This is a genomic window from Virgibacillus oceani, from assembly GCF_014638995.1.
Taxonomy (GTDB): Bacteria; Bacillota; Bacilli; order Bacillales; family Amphibacillaceae; genus Virgibacillus_E; species Virgibacillus_E oceani.
In genome coordinates, this window is record NZ_BMFR01000021.1 from 24,165 (window position 1) to 45,509 (window position 21,345).

Sequence of the window (21,345 nt, forward strand, 5' to 3'; positions counted from 1 at the left end):
ATCTTCATTTTTTTAAGATTTGCTGCTGAAAGCGTTTCGGTGATACCAGGAATTGTTTTTTAAAAACTCTGCTGAAATAGTTCGGATCCTTATACCCAATCATATAACTGATTTCCTTCAACGAATAATTGTTTCCTTCAATTAATTCCTTAGCCTTTTGCAAGCGAACCTTTGTTACATAATCAATAAAAGTAGATCCAAACTCCCGCTTGAACATATTGGAAAAATAATTAGGACTCAAATTGACATGTGCAGCCGTTTCTTCTAATGTAATAGCCTGCTGAAAGTTTTCCCTTACATATTTTTTTGCCTTTACAATATACTGCTTTGACTGATAGTAATCCTGTATTTGTAAACAGCATACCTTTATAAATTTCTCCCAATCTTTAGGTTTCGTTAATTCTGATAGTGTTCTTTCCACTACAGCAATACCACGTTCAATCATTATGCTTTTAATGTAAAGGTATAATTCATCAAGCGTATTTTGGGCGAAGTTATCCTGATTTTCGTTAAATAATCGTATCGCCTCCATATCGTCACCCTTCTCAATTGCCTCCAGCAGCCATTGCAAAGAATCTCTATAAGTCAGATGCTTCTCCTTTTCCAAAACAAATCCATAATTTCTATTATTCTCTCTCTCTAACTGATAGCATGCATGAAGTGCTTCCTGGTATGATTTTGGTAAATCCTCTATTGATGCACATGGCAGTCCTGCGCCAACAAAACTATCAGATCCTAATTCCAGCTGTACCTTCCTTGCCACATGCAGAATTTCCGCCTTGTCCACTTTTACAGAAGGAAATACGCAAATGGTATAGCTATCACCGTTATGATTTACGATAAACGGAAATTCAATAGATTTGTTGAAAACGGTCTCAATTAATTCCTCTGAGACTTCATTGCCCACCTGTACAACAAGAAAATAACTGCTTTTCATTTTAGCGAAAAATTGCTTTTGAATTGTAATAGCGTCATCATCAATTGGGTATTTCATTAATTTCGTGATTAGATGTTCCTTAATTAGCTGATTGGACTGGACTTGTTCTGCCCGTTGTTTTTTCTCTGCCGCTATTTCCTTTTGCACACGCAAAATGGCTTTAACAATTTCTTCTTTTTTACCAGGTTTGAGAATATATTCCTTGATGCCAAACTTCATTGCCTGCTTTGCGTAATCAAACGAATCATATGCCGAAACGAGAATAAATTTAGTAGCCGGATTTACTCGAATAATTTCCTCTACCGCTTCTAATCCGTTTATCCCAGGCATTTTTATATCCATAAAAATTATATCAGGTTCGTGGGCTCCAGCTAATTCAATTGCCTTTCTCCCGTTTGGCGCTTCACCAACCACAGTGAGCTCCGCAAAATTATCCTCAATAAACTTTCTCATTGCTTTTCTTTCCAAAAGCTCATCCTCAGCAATTAATACACGCATCAGCCTTTCCTCCCATCTTGTATAGGCAGCAGTAGCCTTATCGTAGTTCCCTTATCTTTTTCTGAGTCTATTTCAACTACATGCGACAGCTGGTAAAATAACTGCAGCCGCCGGATCACATTTGTTATTCCAATACCAGTAGAATGACCGACATGCACATCCTGCTGTTTTGTGAAAGACATTAATTGATCGACCTTGTCCTGATCCATCCCAGCTCCATCATCGCTTATTTCCGCAATCACTCTATCATTGCTTTGAAAAATTTTTAGTGAGATCGTTCCACCCTCTTCCTTTTCTTCGATGCCATGAATAAACGCATTCTCTACTAATGGCTGAAGCGTTAGTCGGGGTATCGCAATTTCTAAACAGCTTTCATCAACATTCAGTTCAAATTGAATCCGCTCTGAGAATCGCGTTTTTTGCAAATGGAAATAATCTTTCACAACCTTTACCTCATCCCTTAGCATGACATGGTGGTCAATTTCACCTAGATTATGCCTAAGAATTGTCGCAACCGAATCAATTAATGCTGAAGTGGATTTAGCATCTTCCAAATACGCCATTTTCGACAGTGTGTTCAATGTGTTAAATAAAAAGTGCGGATTAATCTGACTTTGTAAATGCTTTAATTCCATTTCCTTAAGTAGTCGATCCAATTCGGACTGGTCCTTTATTTCCTCAACTAATTCATGGATATTCGAACGCATACTGTTGAACGTATCCCCAAGCAGCTCCAGCTCATCCCTGGACCGAATCGTAACTGGTTCCCCTAATAAATCGCCACTGGAAACTTCTTTGGCAGCCCGTGACAATTTACTTAATGGCCTCGTAATACCACTGGAAAACCAAATGGCAAAAAAGATCGCGAGCATGATTGTTGAAACAAACAAGAATATTATAAAATATAAAAAGGAGTCATTCCGGGCCTGTAAATCCTGATAGAACGATTGATAGGCAGTTAATTCAAGATTAATTAATTCCAATGTAGCTTCCTGGATATATCCCGATGCATTACGCGCTTCTTCTAAGTGGTAGGTATATTGTTCAATATCATCCTTGATAACAAAACCCACCGTTAATTCACTTTCCTGAATAAACGTCTCTATTAAATTGATATAGTTCTTCATTTCAATTGGATCAATATCGTAAAATGAAGAAGCTAATTTATCCTTTTCCCGCTGCAGCAATTCCTTTACCCTATAGTAGCTTCGATGATCAGATTCAAATTCGGTTACAAATTTCTCGGTCTCTGTGTACAGATCTCTTGAATTTTGCGAAATGGAATTCAATAACAGGAACCGCTGAAAACTGTCATTATATGCACTTGTTAATTCATTGGAACTGACAAAAATAGAAACAGCGGTTACCTGAAACAATATGACAAATACAAAAAAGTAGACTAATAGCTTTCCCCTGATTGTCTTCATTTCGTTTCACCATTTCGCTTAGGTATGACATCACAGTTATCGATAATTTCGGTTTCGGTGAATTGCTGATCCTCTAAATAACCTTGCGTCTGCAAATCAATCATCACATTTACAGAACGATACCCCATTTCTTTTGGATATTGGGCGATCGTTGCATCAATTTTTTCTTGCTTTATTAAATCCAGTGTCTGCGGCAAAATATCAAACCCAACAATATACATGTCTTTGTAAGGAGCAATCTCCTGAAGACCATTAACAATACCAATACCATCAAGTGCACTCGTTCCGAACATTGCTGTAATCTGAGGGTATTGCCTCAGCAGCGAATAAGTAGCCCGCGAAGCACCAATTTCCGTAATGTTAGATTCCTTTATGTCTACAATATGGATCCGGTTGACGGTATGAACCGCATCCTTAAACCCATCAATCCGCTCTTGCTGATTAATGGCGTCAAATCGGCCGGTTATAATCCCGACATATTGCTCGCCCTGCGTATTGTTGATAATTGCTTGTCCGGCAAGCTTTCCAGCGTAATAGTTATTCGTCCCCACATATACTTTCCGCTCACTATTTTTCACATCCGTATCTGTAGTAATGATCGGTATTCCCCGCTCAATTCCTTTATGTACTAAATTAATGAACCGTTCTCCCTCGATGCCTTGAATAATGATCCCATCCACTTTTGCAGATATCATTCTATCAAGCAATTTCAGCATTTTACTATTATCTGCTTTTTCTGGGGCCACATATTCTAAATAAACATCCTTTTCTTCAGCAGCCTTCCTGGCACCCTCTTCAACCAGCCGCCAATAGTCATTGTCCGTTTCCTCAGCAATCAGCGCAAAATGATAAGCATAATCCTGTGCCTCTGCTTTATCAGTTTCAATATAAAACGTCTTATATCCATATATCAGCATTCCAACAAAGCTAATCACAAAAACCACACCACTGCACGTATAAAAAAGTAACCTGGAATTAGATCTCATCCACTCACCTGCCTTTAGTGGGACACGGGGTCAGGTCCATTGTCCCGGTTTTACAGACATAGAGCAGCCCCGTTTGTCCCTATTTTTTTCTCCGTTGTTAAGCATGTATTTTTTTGAATCACGTCACAGTCATATTTTGCAACTGCCGCATTCCCGCAACAAACACACTAAACTTATAGAACAATTCGATTTACTTTAATTATAGCCTCAATCCCGCATTTATGTGAAGAGAGGATACTTCTTAAGTGCTACAAGCGACTTTCTAATCTTAGAGTACTGAAATATGCAGGGAGCATACGAATTGCCAGATTTCACGCAATCCATCCCCTTCTTCACTCAACCCTCTCTACTCACAAATCCAACCACAACGCACAAAAAAAGCGGACCATCTTGGATCCGCTTTTTTTATCGTCTAGCGTACACTATAAAATTTGAATGCTGTGAATAACTGAACTACCGCATTGGCCACGTCCAGTTACAGCGCTAAAGCCTTGATGGACTTCCCTCACCTCCGTACGATAAGGTCAACATCGACGCTTTAGCTCATCCGAGTTTCCTTTATCTCTTGCGAAGGAATGTTCGACTAAAACCGCCGCTTTGCGCGGCAACGCCGAACCACCCTGCATGGCAAATCTTTTCGGTGGGACGAGTAAGCGCAGTCCCATGGCGCAGTCCGCACGTCGCTAAACGTGCGCTTCCGCTTTTATTCTTAACCTGCATTTACATCTGATTTCACGTAGGCATCGTTTTTCGTGTAAATTGTAAGCCCTGTTGTATTTTTGTTATAACGCGGGAAGAAGAAACTAGCCACATAACCAAATATAAATGATGAAAAGAATGACATAACACTAATCGCAAAAGGTGTAAGGTCTGTTTGCTGGATAAAATAAGATGTTAGGGCACTTAAAAATAACCCAATTAGTACCCCTGGTGCATTCGCACGTTTTGTAAAAATACCAAGTGCAAATATACCAGCAATCGGTACACCAAAAAGTCCAGTCATCGCCAAGAATAAATTCCATGTTTCTGCACGATTCGTTGACACCAAATACAATGCAGCCGCCATTCCTAGAATACCAGTAATGATGATCGCCAATCTTGCCAACCATACATCATTGGATTTTGCAGTTTTCCCAAAAAACCGTTGTTTAAAATCGACTACTATACATGCTGACATACTATTTAAGCTAGAGGAGATGGTCGATTGACAAGCCGCAAATATTGCTGCAATTAACAAACCAGCAACACCAATTGGCAATGTTGTGACAATGAAATATGGCACAACTGCCGACGTGTTAAACCCATCAGGAAGTGCTTCCACATTTGTATAGTAGCTGTAAAGTACTGTACCCATTCCATAAAAAACCGGAATCGTAATAAGCGCTAAAATACCATTTGTCCATAACGATTTATTTGTCTCTTTAATCGAGCTTGTTGTCTGGTAACGCTGTACAACATCCTGACTTGCTGTATATTGATGTAAATTGTTAAAAATCGAACCGATAAAGATGATCGGAATAGCCGCAGCAGCTGTACCGAATTGGAAATTTTCCAGTGTAATCAGCTTATCATCGGCGATCGCATCACTGATAACAGTCGAAAATCCGCCATCAATGGTGAACGCTCCTAGTACAACGACTAATATTGCACCACCAAGAAGTAAAATACCTTGGATAACGTCACTCCAAATAACACCTTCCATACCGCCCAAAAATGTATAAATAATACACAACCCACCAACAGCGGAAGCGATTACAATCGGGTTAATATCTGACACCGATGTAATGGCTAACGTCGGTAAATAAATAACAATTGCTACACGCCCAATGTGATAGAGCACAAATAACAAACTGCCGATAACCCGAAGTGACGGGCCGAAACGAGCCTCTAAATATTCATAAGCTGTTGTGACATTTAATTTTCTAAAGAATGGAATATAGAAATAAATTAATACCGGTATAATAGCGAATATCGCCGAGTTACCTGCAGCATAAGACCAATCTGTCAAAAATGCCTGCTCAGGTGTTGACATAAACGTAATCGCACTTAATGTTGTCGCATAAATACTAAACCCTGCAGCCCAGGCCGGGATTTTTCCGCTTGCGGTAAAGAATGCATCCGTATTTTTCCCGGATCTCTTTGTAAAATAAACACCTACACCTAACATTGCGACTAAATATACGATTAACACAATCCAGTTAACTGTACCCAATCCTACCTTATCCATTAAAACTTCCCCCTTTGTTTTCGGTTACATTAGAAAGATTCCAAAAATTTTCTATGCAAAAAAGCGAGGAACGCTTTTTTGCCCTTATAAATCAAAATCATGCACAAGCTGTTTAACGGCATCTTTTTTGCTTGCATCCAATGGACTCATCGGCTTTTTGCATGTACCTGCATCAATACCTTTTATATAAAGCACTTCTTTTAGTGTTTGATACAGCCCTAAATCCAATACTTTTTCAATGATGTCGTTTGTCACATGCTGTACTTCATATGCTTCATCAACCTTGCCCTCGTGACATAATTCCATAATTTGTTTCGCACGTTTGCCGTTGATGTTAAATGTGCTTCCAATCGCTCCATCCACACCAGAAATCACGCCGTAAATTAACATTTCATCAAATCCGGAATAAATGAGTTTGTTCGGATAACGTTTTCTGAGACGTTCTAATAAATAGAAGTTACCATCCGTGTATTTCACACCGATTACTTTTTCGTTTTGAAACAATTCATCAAATTGAGCCAAGTCCATCGATACACCAGTTAGTGCAGGAATTGCATAAATGATCATGTTGTTTCCAGTAGCATCGATGATTGTCTCATAGTAGTTTTTAATTTCTTCAAATGTAAATTTATAATAAAACGGTGTTACTGCTGATAAGCTGTCATATCCGAGCTCTGTTGCGTATTTCCCTAAATCAACAGCTTCGTCCAAATTAATAGATCCCACCTGTGCAATTAATTTAACCGCACCATTGTTTTCTTCGCTTACTATTTTAAAGATGGCTTTCTTCTGTTCCGTTGACAGCATAAAGTTCTCCCCGGAGCTGCCATTTACATACAATCCATCTACTTGCTGCTGATCAATATTCTGTCTAACGACTTCACGTAAACCCTGCTCTTTAATGGCACCGTTTTCATCAAATGGTACAAGCAAAGCTGAAAATATCCCCTTCATGCAAATTCCTCCTAGAAAAAATGATCAAACAAAGTTATAATATTGTCAGACCAATTTTTATTTGTACTATTATCATAAAAGCCAACTACCAAAAAGTCAACAACTTTTAAGTAATGAGATTCAATCAATTATGGTATCATCAAAGGGACAGGGGGTCAGTCCCCTTGTCCCGGGACAGAGGGACTGACCCCCTGTCCCACACAAACGGTAAGAGGAGTTTATACATGGGGATACAGAAAACGTCGTTAGTTGATATCGTGATCGATCGTATTAAAAATCATATTTTAAAGAATGGCCTGAAGCCGGGGGATAAATTTTTATCCGAAAAAGAACTGGTTGACCAGCTCCAGGTCAGCCGGACTGTCGTAAGGGAAGCTTTGATATCGCTTCAGTCGGTCGGAATTGTAACGATAAAGCCCGGTGGCGGTGTATATATTGCAGATACGAAACTTGGCTCGATCAATACGATTTTGAAACATCATTATGAAACATATGGCGTGAAAATTAAAGAATTAGTTGAGATCAGGAAAATCATTGAGCTTGGTGCATTGCGATTAATTATCGAAAAGCAAATCGATCTAAATATTGGGCAGCTGAACGATATAAATGAATCCTACTATCAAACAATTATAAAGAAAGAAGATACGAAAAAATATGACCGGCTGTTTCATCAGTCACTTATGAAAGCAACAGATAATGAAACCTTTTACAATTTTAGCGAAATAATCAACGAGTACTTTTCACTTGTAAAAATAGATTTAGTCCAAAATGAAGAAGCATTGATCCAATCGTACAGAGAACACGCGGAAATAATTAAGTCTTTAAGTGAGCATAAATTGCAGCAAGCACAAAAGGTTATGACTGATCATTTCGAGCCGATCTTTACTTTTATTAATCAAATGGAGGAACAATCGTGAATTTGGATCCAATTAATGCGACGGAACGCAAATCACTAAAAAAAACAATTATCCAGGAAATTAAAAAATATATTATTGATAACCAATTAAAATTTGGTGACAAGCTCCCGACCGAACGCAATTTTGTGGAAATGTTCGGCTGCAGCAGATCTGTTGTCAGAGAAGCGTTAAGTTACCTAGAAAATACAGATGTAATTACGATCACACAAGGTAAAGGTGCTTTTTTGAATGAATCCAATATCGAAAATTTATTGAGCAACTTTTTCTTCCTTTGGCAAATCAATGGAGGAAAAATCCAGGATATATTAAGCTTGAGAGTTATTTTTGAATCAAGCGCAATTGATGAAATAGTAACGAACAATAAAGAGGGTGAATTAATACGTTTAAAGGAACTTGTTAAAAAAAGCAAATGTGCAGCAACTCTAGACGAATTTAGAGAAGCTGATATTGCCTTTCATAAACAGCTGCTTAAAGCAACAGCGAATCACTTATTTATCCAAATGACCAACATGATTACAAGCTATTTCTTCGAGGTCAAGCATATTAATATGACAATGGAAGAATATAAGACCGCAACGGACGAACATGAAAAGATTGTGGAAGCGTTAGTGAATGGTGACGCTGACCAGGCAAAATCGTTACTTACCAAGCATATTAACAATACGAAAGTTTAGGAGGACATTCATGACAGTCTATTTGTCTATTGATATCGGTGGAACCTATATCAAATATGCTTTCATAAATGATGGCCATGAGCTCTTTGGCCATCAGAAAATCAAAACAAACGAAAATGTTGATAATGCGATACGAAAGCAGGTTGAGGAAATCATAGATTCTGCATCCGATGTCTTCACAATTAAAGGTGTAGGGATTAGTACCGCCGGAATCGTTGATCGTGAAAGAGGCAAAATTATCTATGCCGGACCAACAATCCAGGACTACGCTGGTACAGATTTTAAGTCACAGCTTTCCCGGAAATTTGGTCTGCCTATCCATGTGGAGAACGATGTGAATGCTGCATTACTAGGCGAACGCTGGAAAGGTGCGGCACAGGGTGAGGATCATGTATTCTGTATAACACTAGGGACTGGAATTGGCGGTGCTTATTTTCACCAGCAATTAGTAGATGGATTTCATCATCAAGCTAATTCCGTCGGGTATCTTTTATACGATGAGAAAACAAATACGAATTATGAATCAAGAGCAGCAACCTCAGCATTAAATCGGGTTATTGAACAAGAGGTTGGTAAAGGAATAGAGGCAAAAGAGGTTTTTGATCGGGCAAAAAGCGGTGATAAAAAATGTATGGCAATAATCCATTCATGGGCAAGCGAAGTTGCGAAAGGGCTAGCGCAAATCATTATCCTAATCGATCCAAAATGTATTCTTATCGGTGGGGGAATTTCCAGACAGGGTGAATTTTTATTGAAGCTGGTTCAAGAGCATGTTGTACAATTTTTGCCAAAAAACTTTTTAATAACCGAGCTGAAAATTGCTGAATTATTTAATGACGCAGCATTGTATGGTGCTGTTTATCCATTTTTCAAGGAGGAATTGTAATATGTTAAAAGCAGTTAAAGGCGGGTTGATTGTATCCTGCCAGGCATTACCAGATGAACCGCTGCACAGTTCATTTATCATGTCCAAAATGGCATTGGCAGCTAAAGAAGGTGGCGCAAAAGGGATTCGTGCCAATACAAAGGAAGATATTATTGAAATTAAAAAAGAGGTTAATTTGCCAGTAATTGGGATTGTTAAACGTGATTATGCTGACAGTCCAGTATTTATCACAGCTACACGCAAGGAAATTGATGAATTGCTGGAAAGCGGCTGTGAAATGATTGCTATGGATGCTACACAACGAAACAGGCCAAAAAATAGTTCCTTGGCTGATTTAGTGAGCTACGCAAAGGAAAAAAATCCGAGCGTTGAACTAATGGCAGATATCGCGACATTAGATGATGCCATTCAAGCCGAAAAATTGGGATTCGATTGCATTTCCACAACGTTGCATGGTTATACAGAAGAGACAAGCGGAATGAAGCTTTATAATAATGATTTTGCATTTTTAAGAACAGTATTGGATAACGTTGAGATACCAGTTATAGCAGAAGGTAACGTCATTACGCCCGAGATGTATAAAAAATGTATGGAAATCGGAGCCTATGCAAGTGTGGTCGGTGGTGCAATCACAAGGCCAAGAGACATTACAAAGCGATTTGTTGGAGAAGCTGAATAACGGGACAAAGGTCAGCGGGACGCGGGGTCAGACCCCCTTGTCCCGCAAAGTCAATGCAATTGCCCCTTTTATTCCTTGCTCATCCTGCAGATTTGGTGCAACAATAAAATCCTCTATATTTTCTATAGCTACATACCTATTCATCAACTCCAAGACCTTCTCCTGAATCAATGGATATAGCTGTTCCTGTTTCATGACACCGCCGCCTATAATCACACGTTCCGGTGACAAAATCAGGTAATAATTCATTATCGCTTGCGCTAAATAATATGCTTCAAGCTCCCATACATCTTGCTGATCCGCTAATAAATTGCCTTTTTTCCCGTAGCGCTTTTCGATAGCAGGACCTGAAGCAAGCCCTTCCAAACAACTTCCGTGATAGGCACAGTTCCCCGCAAACTTGTCGTCCTCGCGTTGCTGCACAAGAATATGCCCCATTTCGGGATGATTTTTTCCAATATATGTTTTTCCGTCTTTAACAAAGCCTGCCCCTATACCGGTACCAACAGTTATGTACAAGCAGCTGCCTGCATCTTTGCCAGCTCCATATTTATATTCCCCAAGTGCAGCAGCATTTACATCCGTATCCAGATAAACCGGAAGCTGAAAATCAGTCTTTAAGCGATTCAGCACATCGCAGTTTTTCCATTTTAGTTTAGGCGTGTTTAGAATTGTGCCGTACGTAGCACGCGTTTTATCCAAATCAACCGGGCCAAAGCTGCCAATGCCAATTGCCTCAAGCGAATAATCAGCAAAAAAACGCTTTACCTCCTGAAACGTTTCATCCGGCCCTTCAGTTGGAAAACTTGTTTTTGCAATAATTTTCCCTGTTTGATCTCCAACTGCACACACAAACTTAGTACCCCCGGCCTCGATTCCTCCAACTAACATAATCCTCTCCCCTTCCGTTTATACCCGGGAAACAATAAACTCCGCTTCCCCATTAATCTCATATTCCTTCATTCCATTAGGTAAAATAAAATGGCTTCCCTTTTCAATGTGAAAACTGTTCCCGTCAACCTTTATAACGGCATTTCCTTCGATTACACTAACCTGCAAAAAGTCCTCAGTTAATGTCTGTGTTACTTTTCCGTTTAATTGCCAGTGACAAACTGTAAAATACTTTTCTTCCACTAATTTTTTGATTGTTAAGTCGCCGATAATTTCTTTTTGCTGATTAATTGCCACACCATTGTGCGGAATAGTGGTAACTTGCTTTGCACGATCCATATGCAGCTCCCGCTTCTGACCGTTTGCATCAACACGGTCATAATCGTACACACGGTAAGTTATGTCAGAGCTCTGCTGTGTTTCCAGAATAACAATTCCTTTTCCAATTGCATGAATGGTACCGCTTGGAACATAAATAAAGTCCCCAGCTTGAACAGGAATGTGCTGCAGCAATGCGTCCCACTCTCCGTTGTCCATCATGTCTGCAAGCTCCTGTGCGGATTTTGCATGATGTCCTAAAATAAGCTTTGCATCTTGTTCAGCGCTTAACACATACCAGCATTCCGTTTTCCCGTACGGCTGTCCTTCCACTTCAAGGGCAAACGCATCATTGGGATGTACTTGTACAGATAGATCATCATTTGCATCCAAAATTTTCACAAGCAGCGGATATGTTTCGTCATTACCAGCCTGTTTATTAAATAATTCCCCATGCTCATTCCAAGCATCGGCAAGTGTTTTCCCTGCTAGCGGCCCGTTCGTAATCACGCTTGGACCGTTTGGGTGAGCAGAAATAACCCATGCTTCCCCTGTTTTATCATTCGGAATATCGTAGTCATATAGCTTATGAAGCTTCTCCCCGCCCCAAATACGCTCCTGAAAAACGGGCTTCAAAAAAATAGGTTCCTTATACATCCCATTACCTCCATCTGGGACAAGGGGTCAGTCCCCGTGTCCCGGGACAGAGGGACTGACCCCTTGTCCCGCTTTTAACCAACATCTTTTTTTAATAAATTTACCATAATTGCAGTAAGAATGATACCTGCATACATAATCAACTGCGCCAATTGAAAGGTGGGACAGAGGGACTGACCCTTGTCCCACCATTCAATTATCTAAAACCGTTATAAAGTCTTCATACCGTTTCACATTCACTAGTTTTTCTACAATTGCGGCGTTTTCGATAATTTTTCCTAATAAATCGTACATGGACTGCAAATCTTCCGTGCTATTTTTCTTGACACAAAGTACACAAACAAATTGCACAAGTTTATCGTTCCAGGCAATTGGTTTTTCCAATGTACAAATAGCGAGAAAGGTCGTTTCGGATTTTGGTGTGATTGGGTGTGGTACTGCAACCAAATTACCAAATGATGTAGGCGCTATTTCCTCACGTTCATAAACCGCTTCCAAAAAGCTGCTTTCAACTAACCCTTTTCCAGCCATTTGATGATGCATAAATTCCAGGACTTCTTCTTTAGACGTAAAGCTTTTTCGTAAAAACATCAGTTCCTCTTGAAAGTACCGTTCCACACTTTGCTTACTATCTATAACGAAGTCCCTGATTTTCTTAAGGTCATGATCACCTAAGATTGCATTTACCTCCACTATCGGTACAGGTAAATCCTCGGAAATTGGAATCGAACTGACAATAAAATCAACATCGTTTAAATCAAGTTTATCAAGTTTATAATACTCCGTCGTACCAATGACATCAATTTCCCTGCTGAATTTGGATTTTAGTTTATAATAAATTAATTTCGCGGTACCTAATCCAGAGGCACAAACAATCAGGCAGCGTTTCGGTCCTGATTTTAGCTTATGACGTTCCATCGCTGCCCCAATATGAAGGGCAAGATAGCCAATCTCATTTTCATTTATTTTCGTTCCTGTCTGCTCCTCGATCACAACTCCAGCTATAATTCCTGCTTCAAACGCTAACGGATAATTCTGCTTAATATCCTTAAGCATTGGATTACGGACATTCATCCCGTATTTATAGCGGTTGATTGCTGGTTTCAGATGCAGCCCTAGTCCAATAATCAATTCTTTGTCAGCACTTATTCCCAAATTAAATTCCGCTTCAATTCTTGCCAGGATTACCATCACCAATTGATACAGATCATCTTCCAAAACCCGCTCAACAACTTCATCCGCATCGTTTGTCTGGGACAGCATTTTTGTTCCCAGCAAATGAATGGCGATATAGGCAATTTCAGATTGCGGAAATGTAACATGAAACGTATCTTCCACTTCCAAAACAATTTCCTTCGCTACCATATACTCTCGCTGGTCGACAATTGATTGCATGTCCGCTTGATAAAGTGTTACATGATAACCGCTTTTAATTCGTTTGTAGGCAATCGCAAGATGAATAAGCAAATTATTTAATGCAATATCCGATAACGTTATATGGTGTCTATCAATTTGCCTCATAATAATTGCCAAGATCCTATCCAATTCCGTTTTCGTAAAGGATGCGAGATGTGCCCCAACATAACAATCGCACGTTTCATCATTGCGGTCAAACAAGTACTCCGCAGCACAGAAACGGCGTTTAAGTTCACTTCCCATTACCTTTAATCCATAATTAGGGCGTGATTCCAGCCGAATGTCATAACCGCTTAGTATGTGTTTGACATGTTTTAAATCGTTTTGAATGGTTGATTTACTTACATACATTTCCTCAGCTAAATCATCTAGCCTCTCATACCCTTCACTTAACAATAAGCGTTTTATTAAAAAAGCCACTCTCTCTTCAGGGGATCTTGGAATAACCGTATCCTCTGAATCTTCCTCTTTAAATACAGATTTTAAATAATTACGGAACTTCAATGAATCATCAATGTATAATTGATACCCTTTTCCCATAATAGAATCCACATGTGCACCATGTTCAGAAAGCATCGTATTAATATTTTTCACATCATCCCTTATGGTACGTGGTGTCACCTGATTGATAGCGGCTAAATATTTTCCTGTTAGTGTCGTTTGCGCTGCCATTAATTCACGCAAAATCGTTTTTATTCTGGAGTTCAACATAATGGTTCTTCTCCTTATTCCATACATCCGTTACATTAACTATATCACTATGCATGGTCTAGATGCCAAAAGGTTCTGATTCGAAACATGAACCAGAACCATTGAATCATTATGGAAACACATTATCTGACCGAGTTAAAAAATTGTGGTAAATGGTCTTTATGTGCCTCCAGCATTTCATCCAGTATTTCTTTTGCAATTGTATCTGAAGGAACGAGCGGGTTAATTGTCAGTGCGAGTAATGCCTGATGATAATCGCCAGTCACAGCAGCCTCAGCACTTACACGTTCAAATGACTTAATTTGCTGAACAAGTCCTCTCACCGCCACCGGCAAATCACCAACACTGATCGGTTTTGGACCGTCCTTCGTAATGACACAGTTAATCTCCACCGCAGAGTCATTCGGAATACTTGCGATCGCTCCATTGTTTCTCGTATTGACAGGCTGGATATCACGTTTATCATTGTAGATTGAATTGATCAAACTGCAAGCAGCGTCACTATAGTATGCTCCGCCACGTTCTTCTAATTGGGGAGGTTTTTTTGCTAGTTCGGGATCACTGTATAATGCAAACAGTTCTTTTTCCAATTGTTGAACGACCTGGGCACGTGTTCCTTTTTCGACAAACTCCTGCTTTTCTTCCTCAAGCATTTTACTCGTTTGGTAATAATAACGATGGTAAGGACAAGGCAAAATGTTTAATGCTTTTATGAAATCTTTTTCCCAGCCAAGGTCAACGATATTTTTCATCGTCATGCCCGCTCCGTTCGTAAGTTTATCCAGGACTTCACCGGTAATGGCTGCACCGTCCAAATAAACCTCTAATCCAAATACCATATGGTTCAATCCAGCAAAATCAATATGAATTCTGCTTGGATCAACCTTGAGCATATCAGCAACTCCCATGCGCATTCCAATCGGTACATTGCACAATCCAACTGTTTTTGTAATATTACTGTACCGCAAAACAGCCTCCGTCACCATTCCAGCGGGGTTGGAAAAATTAATCAGCCATGCGTCTGGACAAATTTCTTCCATGTCTTTGCAAATCCCCAATATAACGGGAATTGTGCGCAACCCTTTGAACAACCCGCCAGGACCATTTGTTTCCTGTCCAATCACACCATGCTTTAACGGAATCGTTTCATCCTTCGCACGTGCATCAAGGTGGCCGACTCGGATTTGTGTTGTAACAAAGTCGGCACCTTTTAATGCCTGCCTGCGATCCATGGATAAACAAATATCCATTGGAATGTTTGCCTTTTCAACCATTCGTTTCGCCAAACCACCGATAATCTCAAGCTTTTCTTTACCCTCTGGAATATCCACCAGCCAAAGCTCACGAATTGGCAATTCATCATATCGCTTAATGAATCCTTCAATCAGCTCTGGTGTATAGCTTGAACCCCCGCCAATTGTAACAACCTTTATTCCCTTCATTGCTGGTCACCTCGAATCAGTTAAAATCCATTATTTTCGGAAACTTCTTTTATCCAATGTGCACTCTTTTTCCAAGTCCGTTCTTTCGTTTCAATATCAACAGAAATAAAACCGTAACGATTTTTGTAGGCATTCATCCATGACCAGTTATCCATAAACGACCATAAATGATAGCCTTTCGCATTACATCCTTCTTCTATCGCCTTATGGAGCCATTTTAAATGCTCACGGATAAATTCAATTCGGTAATCGTCTTGAATCTGACCGTCCTGAATAAACCTGCTTTCACCTTCAACTCCCATGCCATTTTCTGAAATGAACGACTCGATATTACCGTAATTTTCTTTCAGGTTGATCATGATATCATAAATACCTTTTTCATAGATTTCCCAGCCACGGTATTTATTCATCTTTCTGCCGGGCATTTCATAGTTATCAAAGAACCAATCCGGCATGAACGGGCTGTATGGATTTGGTAAATATTCCTTTGCTTTTACCCGTCTTGGCTGGTAGTAATTCACTCCAAGAATATCGGCCGTGTTCGCCTTTAACAATGCACCGTCACCTTTTTCTGTCACTGGTAACTGTCCATGCTCACGTAAGATTTCAATTAATTCTTCCGGATATTCCCCTAATACAGCCGGATCCAGGAAGCTGCGATTGAAAAATAAATCCGCAATGCGCGATGCTCTTAGATCAGCAGGGTTTTTGCTACGCGGATAGGATGGTGTCAGGTTTAAAATGATGCCTATTTTTCCGTTTGCAATGTCAAATCCACGAAATGCCTCTACTGCTTTGGCATGGGCAATCATGGTGTTATAAGCAACCTGTGCTGCGCGTCTCGCATCCACAACATTCGGATAATGGAAATCATACAGGTACCCGCCTTCTACCGGTACAATCGGTTCATTGAAGGTAAACCATTTTTTAACACGGTCACCAAAAAGGCGAAAAGCTTCTTTTGCATAGTCTGTATACGCATCAACAACTGCTCTGCTTTCCCAGCCGCCTTCATGCTGCAGTTCCAACGGCATGTCAAAATGGAATAGATTGACAAACGGTTCAATCCCATTTGCGAGCAGTTCATCAATCACATTGTTATAAAATGTTACTGCTTCAGGATTAACTTTCCCGCGTCCACTAGGAATTAAGCGGGACCAGGAAATCGACATACGGAATGTATTGTGTCCTATTTCCTTCATCGTTTTAATATCTTCTTTATATACGTGATAAAAATCAGAGGTAGATTCAGGACCTACATTGTCAAAAAAGCGATTGGGCTCTGTTTTGTACCAATGATCCCAGATGTTCTCCCCTTTTCCGCCCTTATGTGCTGCACCTTCTATTTGTGTTGCAGACGTTGCGCTTCCCCACCAGAAATCACTTGGAAATTTATAATTGATAGACATACTGTTACCACTCCTTATTTGTTTCGATAGATTTCTATAATTTCAATTGCTAGATCTCTAACCGTCATGGAAGTCATTAAGTGGTCCTGTGAATGAACTAAAATAACGTTTACGCCATTTCCTTCACCACTTGCTTCTTCTTGAAGTAAATTGGTCTGGTAGCCATGTGCTTTCCCAAGCTCGGTACTTGCTTCTTCAATTAATCTGTCAGCTTCGTCAAAATTCCCCTCCTTTGCCTCTTGTATTGCTTCCATTGCGCTAGATTTACCATTTCCAGCATACAAAATAATTTGAAAAGCAATTTCTGTTAACTTGTCCATATGCCATTCACCTCTGAAGTCTAAGGACATAGGGTCAGTCCCCCCGTCCCTGGATTGGTCTAGCTTCTAGCCGGACAGAGAATCAGCCCCGCCCCATGTCCCGTTAACTTGCGTTTTTTGTCTCTTTATTCTCGGTTTCATAATAATTTTTGTCTAGCAGTTTTAAGAATGGCCACCAGATGACCATAACAACTGCTAAGTTAAATGCTTGTAAAACGGCACCCTGCCATGCATTACCTGTTGCTAAAAAGCCGCTTAAGATTGGCGGTGTCGTCCACGGAACAATAATTCCTGCAGGCGGTGGAACGAGCCCGGTTGCCATCGAATAATACGTAATAATTGTTACTACTACCGGTGCTATCAGCCATGGAATAATAATGAGCGGATTCATTATAATCGGCAGACCGAAAATAATCGGTTCATTAACATTGAAAAACCCAGACGGACCACCCAATTTACCAATTTCCTTCAGCTGTCTGCTTCGTCCAATTAGATAAATCAAAAGAACAACTGCAAGCGTCATTCCAGATCCGCCCATTCCAACTAAAAAGGAATCGATGAACTGTTTTGTTATAATGTTCGGAAGCTCTGTCCCCGCTTGGAATGCGCTTAGATTTTCATCATTTAACGCATACCAGATCGGATCAAATACAGAGTTTACAATAATCTGTCCATGCAAACCGAAGAACCAAAATACTTGGATCAATAATACCGCAACAATAGTAGCAGGAAGTCCGCTGCCTAATGCTGTTAACGGCTGCTGAATAATGGTATAAATGAAATTTTGTACAGTATCAAATGAAGTATAGCTAAAAATAATACGAATTACTAAAAATACAGTAAGCGTTAATGTAATTGGAATCAAAGCACTGAATGACTTAGATACCGCCCCAGGCACACCAGCCGGCATTTTAATTGTCCAATTTTTTTGTACAAAGAACCGGTAAAGTTCAGCTGAAATAAATGCAGTGAAAATCCCCAGGAACATCCCTTGTGCACCAAGACTTGCTGTTGGAATAACCCCAGAAACCCCTTCCAAAACTTGTGGTGTCAAAATAAGAAAAGATGCAAATGCAACAACACCACCGTAAATCGCTTCCCCCTTGTAATGCTCGGTCAGCTTATACCCAATACCGATGATGACAAATATCCCCATGATGCTCAATGTTGCAGCCGAGGCTGGACCTAATGCATTTTGATACGCTGCGTAAGCATCCTCGCTTATAAGTTTATCAAGAAATGGTAAATTTGCGATTACCACAAATATAGATCCAAAGATGATAAGAGGCAATGCTACCATAAAACCATCACGCAATGCAGATAAATAACGGTTGTTGTTTAGCTTATCTGCAATCGGCAACAGAATATCCTCCAAAAATTGCATAAATTTACTGTTCATGTTCGTTTCCCCCAGTATTTTTTACTCTCCAATTAATTCGAGAGCCATATTCAAAACAGCCTTTCCATCTACTCGGCCGTATGCCACAGGATCAATTACATCCAGTGGAATTCCAACCTCTTCCGCTCTTTTTGAAAACTTCTTCTTCATAAATCTCATTTGCGGCCCAATTAATAATACATCCGCTTTTTCCATTTCAGATGGCGCCTTATCCTGTGCCACAGCCCAAATTTCAACATCTACACCTTTCTCTTTCGCTTCCTCCTCCATTTTCTTCACTAACAAACTAGTTGACATCCCTGATGAACATGCTAATAAAATTCGTTTCATATAAAGCTCCCCCTTAAATTTGTACTATTCTTGTTGTAATTCCATTGTAAAATACAACCGCTTACAACTACACATATCGTTTTTCCGTTACGAAGCGGAAATGAATAAGCGCTTACATTCGGGAGGCGGGATTGAGGGGTCAGGCGGGACAGGGGGTCAAGGCGGGACAGGGGGTCAGACCCCTTGTCCCGATCATTCCGTAAAAAAAGGGGCTCTTTACCTGAATGCAAAGAGTCCCCTGTTTAATTTTTCACGCCTTCAGCAATTCTTCAACAGCGATCTGCGTCTTCAGCCCTTCAATCCCATCAACAATAGGCTGTTCATCGTTCTGAATACAAGCAATAAAATGATTTATCGCATTTTCAAAACCACGCTGTCTGCCTACTGTTTCCCATGATGGTGGAGTTTTAATCGTCGCTGTATCATTCCTTTCTATCTCCATTGTATGTAAATTTTTCACCCGAATAATTGTACCGTTTGCAAACAGCTCTAACTGTTCAAGATTTGATCCGGCATTCCGATGCATCGCAGTTGTGCATGTAAGAGTATTTGATTCATAGGTATGCTGTGCATAAATAAGTTGTTTATCATCGTTTACCTGCATATTTTCGTACATAGCCTTCAAGTCTCCACCTGACAGCCATCGAACGGTATCGACCAAGTGAATATAATCATCCAGCATTGTAAATGAATATAAATTTGGGCCAATCCCATTCACTCGATGTTTTTCCAGCCGCACCCAATCCAATTGGTTAGCTATCTCCTTCGCCTCCAAATACATAGGTGCAAAACGCCGATTAAATCCTACCATCAGCTTCCTTCCATTCCTCTCACTCAAATCAACTAACTTCTCCGCTTCCGAAATCGTTGCTGCCAACGGTTTATCAACATAAACATCAATTCCGCTGCCTAGAAGCTGTGATACTACTTCATAATGGGAGTCAGTAGAACTATGCACAAAAACCGCATCACATTCATCTGCCACAGCTGGTAAACTAGCAAAATTCCGAATACGATATTGTCTGCATATTTTCTTCCTTTTCCCCACACTTGGCGAAAAGGCACCAACTAATTCCCAATCTATTTCTTTTGTCAAAATGGGCAAATATGCCTTTTGAGCAATACCACCCAAACCAATCATTCCAATCCTAGGCTTTCCCACTATTTCATTCCTCCCTCTCCGGGACAGAGGGTCTGACCCCTTGTCCCACCACCAGATCCCTTTGTCCTGCTTAACGAACGCGATCAATTGCACTTTTCGATATACCTGTTACCCTGGATAGTTGCCTAATTGAAACTCCTTTCAGCTTTTTTAGCTCCAAAATGATGCTATCTCTTGTTTTCTTTTCCATTTGCTGTAAAATACTGCTGTTTGATACCCCCAATTCCACCAAATAGTTTCTTACCTCACTATCAGGCATCCTTATTCCGTCAAAGTCATCTAAACATTCATCTTCATTTGTTATTTGCATATATGCCGAATACAATTCAATGGCCTTACTTCTATCAGACGAAAACAAACTTAAGCCTAAATCAACATCAACTAAATGATTCGATCCGACATACTCAAAAATGCTTGTCCATTTGCATTCAAATACATTTGCTGCCAAACCTGCCTTAACAGGGTTTTGATGTATATAGCGCATTACTGTAAGAAAATATGTGAAATTCTCTACATTTTCACTTCTAAACCTGCCCTGAAACAGATGTCCGGAACGTTCATATTTATTATTATACCAATATACATAACTAGAGCTAATTCTTTGTACAGCCTTCGAAACTGTCTCCTCTGTCTCCTTCATTAATAAATGAATATGATTATCCATCAAACAATAGCTAAAAACCTCCATTCCGTTATTATCTTTTATCCTTTTTACCGTTTCCAATAACCTAAACCTATCTTCATCATCTTCAAATATAATTTGTTTGTTAATTCCACGTAACATTACATGGTAGATACCATTATAACTTTTCTTTCTTAACTTTCTTGGCATCTATTGAACCACCTCATTTTGGAAGGAATGCGGGACAGGGGGTCGGTTCTTTTGTCCCAGTTTAAGAAGTATTCATTGGGGGATAATTAGTGCAGAATTATAGGGATTACGTATAAAAGATAAATTATTTTAATAAAAAGGTCAAAACAAGCTATCTTCAATAAATTAAGAAATTCTATTGTACTTCTACAAAGAAATTATATTTTCCATTCATATAATACAAGCAAAATCAACAAATCATAATTTAGCAATTAAGAGGAAAATAAATTTAGT

At 39.7% G+C, this 21,345-nt stretch carries 19 protein-coding genes; 4 read left to right on the forward strand and 15 right to left on the reverse strand.

Annotated features, from left to right (window positions below):
• Window positions 1-4: 4 nt before the first annotated feature.
• The 5 genes from IEV74_RS17210 to IEV74_RS17230 all read right to left on the reverse strand — a co-directional run bounded on the left by IEV74_RS17210 (window position 5) and on the right by IEV74_RS17230 (window position 7,029).
• A complete protein-coding gene (locus IEV74_RS17210) occupies window positions 5-1,435 on the reverse strand; it encodes a response regulator (protein ID WP_188456608.1) in 1,431 nt (476 codons plus the stop codon).
• Window positions 1,435-2,862 (reverse strand): sensor histidine kinase, encoded by a 1,428-nt coding sequence (locus tag IEV74_RS17215; RefSeq protein WP_188456609.1) that lies wholly within the window; start codon window positions 2,860-2,862, stop codon window positions 1,435-1,437. Before IEV74_RS17215 ends, IEV74_RS17210 begins: the two co-directional genes overlap by 1 nt.
• Window positions 2,859-3,848, reverse strand: a complete 990-nt coding sequence (locus tag IEV74_RS17220; protein ID WP_188456610.1) for a sugar-binding protein — start codon at window positions 3,846-3,848, stop codon at window positions 2,859-2,861. Before IEV74_RS17220 ends, IEV74_RS17215 begins: the two co-directional genes overlap by 4 nt.
• A gap of 709 nt (window positions 3,849-4,557) precedes the next feature.
• On the reverse strand, window positions 4,558-6,075 hold the full coding sequence (locus IEV74_RS17225) for a sodium:solute symporter family protein (protein WP_188456611.1): 1,518 nt from the start codon (window positions 6,073-6,075) through the stop codon (window positions 4,558-4,560).
• Between the two features lie 84 nt (window positions 6,076-6,159).
• Window positions 6,160-7,029, reverse strand: coding sequence for an N-acetylneuraminate lyase (locus tag IEV74_RS17230; protein ID WP_188456612.1), 870 nt, complete (start codon window positions 7,027-7,029; stop codon window positions 6,160-6,162).
• 224 nt (window positions 7,030-7,253) lie between these two features.
• Between IEV74_RS17230 and IEV74_RS17235 the strand changes: the two genes are divergently transcribed.
• The 4 genes from IEV74_RS17235 to IEV74_RS17250 are packed head-to-tail and all read left to right on the forward strand — an operon-like array spanning window position 7,254 to window position 10,185.
• Complete coding sequence (locus IEV74_RS17235; protein WP_188456613.1) at window positions 7,254-7,946, forward strand: FadR/GntR family transcriptional regulator; 693 nt, start codon at window positions 7,254-7,256, stop codon at window positions 7,944-7,946.
• Window positions 7,943-8,620, forward strand: a complete 678-nt coding sequence (locus tag IEV74_RS17240) for a FadR/GntR family transcriptional regulator (RefSeq protein WP_229683232.1) — start codon at window positions 7,943-7,945, stop codon at window positions 8,618-8,620. The genes IEV74_RS17235 and IEV74_RS17240 overlap by 4 nt, the downstream gene beginning before the upstream one ends.
• A gap of 10 nt (window positions 8,621-8,630) precedes the next feature.
• On the forward strand, window positions 8,631-9,506 hold the full coding sequence (locus IEV74_RS17245) for an ROK family protein (protein ID WP_188456614.1): 876 nt from the start codon (window positions 8,631-8,633) through the stop codon (window positions 9,504-9,506).
• 1 nt (window position 9,507) lies between these two features.
• A complete protein-coding gene (locus IEV74_RS17250) occupies window positions 9,508-10,185 on the forward strand; it encodes an N-acetylmannosamine-6-phosphate 2-epimerase (RefSeq protein WP_188456615.1) in 678 nt (225 codons plus the stop codon).
• 27 nt (window positions 10,186-10,212) lie between these two features.
• Here IEV74_RS17250 and IEV74_RS17255 read toward each other — a convergent pair whose 3' ends face one another.
• The 10 genes from IEV74_RS17255 to IEV74_RS17300 form a co-directional block, all read right to left on the reverse strand.
• A complete protein-coding gene (locus IEV74_RS17255) occupies window positions 10,213-11,076 on the reverse strand; it encodes an ROK family protein (RefSeq protein WP_188456616.1) in 864 nt (287 codons plus the stop codon).
• A gap of 18 nt (window positions 11,077-11,094) precedes the next feature.
• Entirely contained in the window at window positions 11,095-12,051 is a 957-nt protein-coding gene (manA, locus tag IEV74_RS17260) for a mannose-6-phosphate isomerase, class I (RefSeq protein ID WP_188456617.1), read from the reverse strand.
• Between the two features lie 192 nt (window positions 12,052-12,243).
• Window positions 12,244-14,178, reverse strand: coding sequence for a BglG family transcription antiterminator (locus IEV74_RS17265; RefSeq protein WP_188456618.1), 1,935 nt, complete (start codon window positions 14,176-14,178; stop codon window positions 12,244-12,246).
• 122 nt (window positions 14,179-14,300) lie between these two features.
• Window positions 14,301-15,620, reverse strand: coding sequence for a 6-phospho-beta-glucosidase (locus tag IEV74_RS17270; RefSeq protein WP_188456619.1), 1,320 nt, complete (start codon window positions 15,618-15,620; stop codon window positions 14,301-14,303).
• Window positions 15,621-15,640: 20 nt separating this feature from the next.
• The gene (gmuD, locus tag IEV74_RS17275; protein ID WP_188456620.1) at window positions 15,641-17,029 is read right to left on the reverse strand and encodes a 6-phospho-beta-glucosidase GmuD; all 1,389 of its coding nucleotides are present in this window, start codon (window positions 17,027-17,029) and stop codon (window positions 15,641-15,643) included.
• 14 nt (window positions 17,030-17,043) lie between these two features.
• Window positions 17,044-17,349, reverse strand: coding sequence for a PTS sugar transporter subunit IIA (locus IEV74_RS17280; protein ID WP_188456635.1), 306 nt, complete (start codon window positions 17,347-17,349; stop codon window positions 17,044-17,046).
• 103 nt (window positions 17,350-17,452) lie between these two features.
• Window positions 17,453-18,748: a PTS cellobiose transporter subunit IIC gene (gene celB / locus IEV74_RS17285; protein ID WP_188456621.1), complete on the reverse strand. Its 1,296-nt coding sequence runs from the start codon at window positions 18,746-18,748 to the stop codon at window positions 17,453-17,455.
• Between the two features lie 21 nt (window positions 18,749-18,769).
• Window positions 18,770-19,078: a PTS sugar transporter subunit IIB gene (locus tag IEV74_RS17290; RefSeq protein WP_188456622.1), complete on the reverse strand. Its 309-nt coding sequence runs from the start codon at window positions 19,076-19,078 to the stop codon at window positions 18,770-18,772.
• 250 nt (window positions 19,079-19,328) lie between these two features.
• The gene (locus IEV74_RS17295) at window positions 19,329-20,240 is read right to left on the reverse strand and encodes a Gfo/Idh/MocA family protein (RefSeq protein WP_188456623.1); all 912 of its coding nucleotides are present in this window, start codon (window positions 20,238-20,240) and stop codon (window positions 19,329-19,331) included.
• Between the two features lie 70 nt (window positions 20,241-20,310).
• Window positions 20,311-21,072 carry a transposase gene (locus IEV74_RS17300; RefSeq protein WP_188456624.1) on the reverse strand — a complete coding sequence of 254 codons (762 nt, stop codon included), beginning with the start codon at window positions 21,070-21,072 and terminating at the stop codon, window positions 20,311-20,313.
• Window positions 21,073-21,345: the final 273 nt, after the last annotated feature.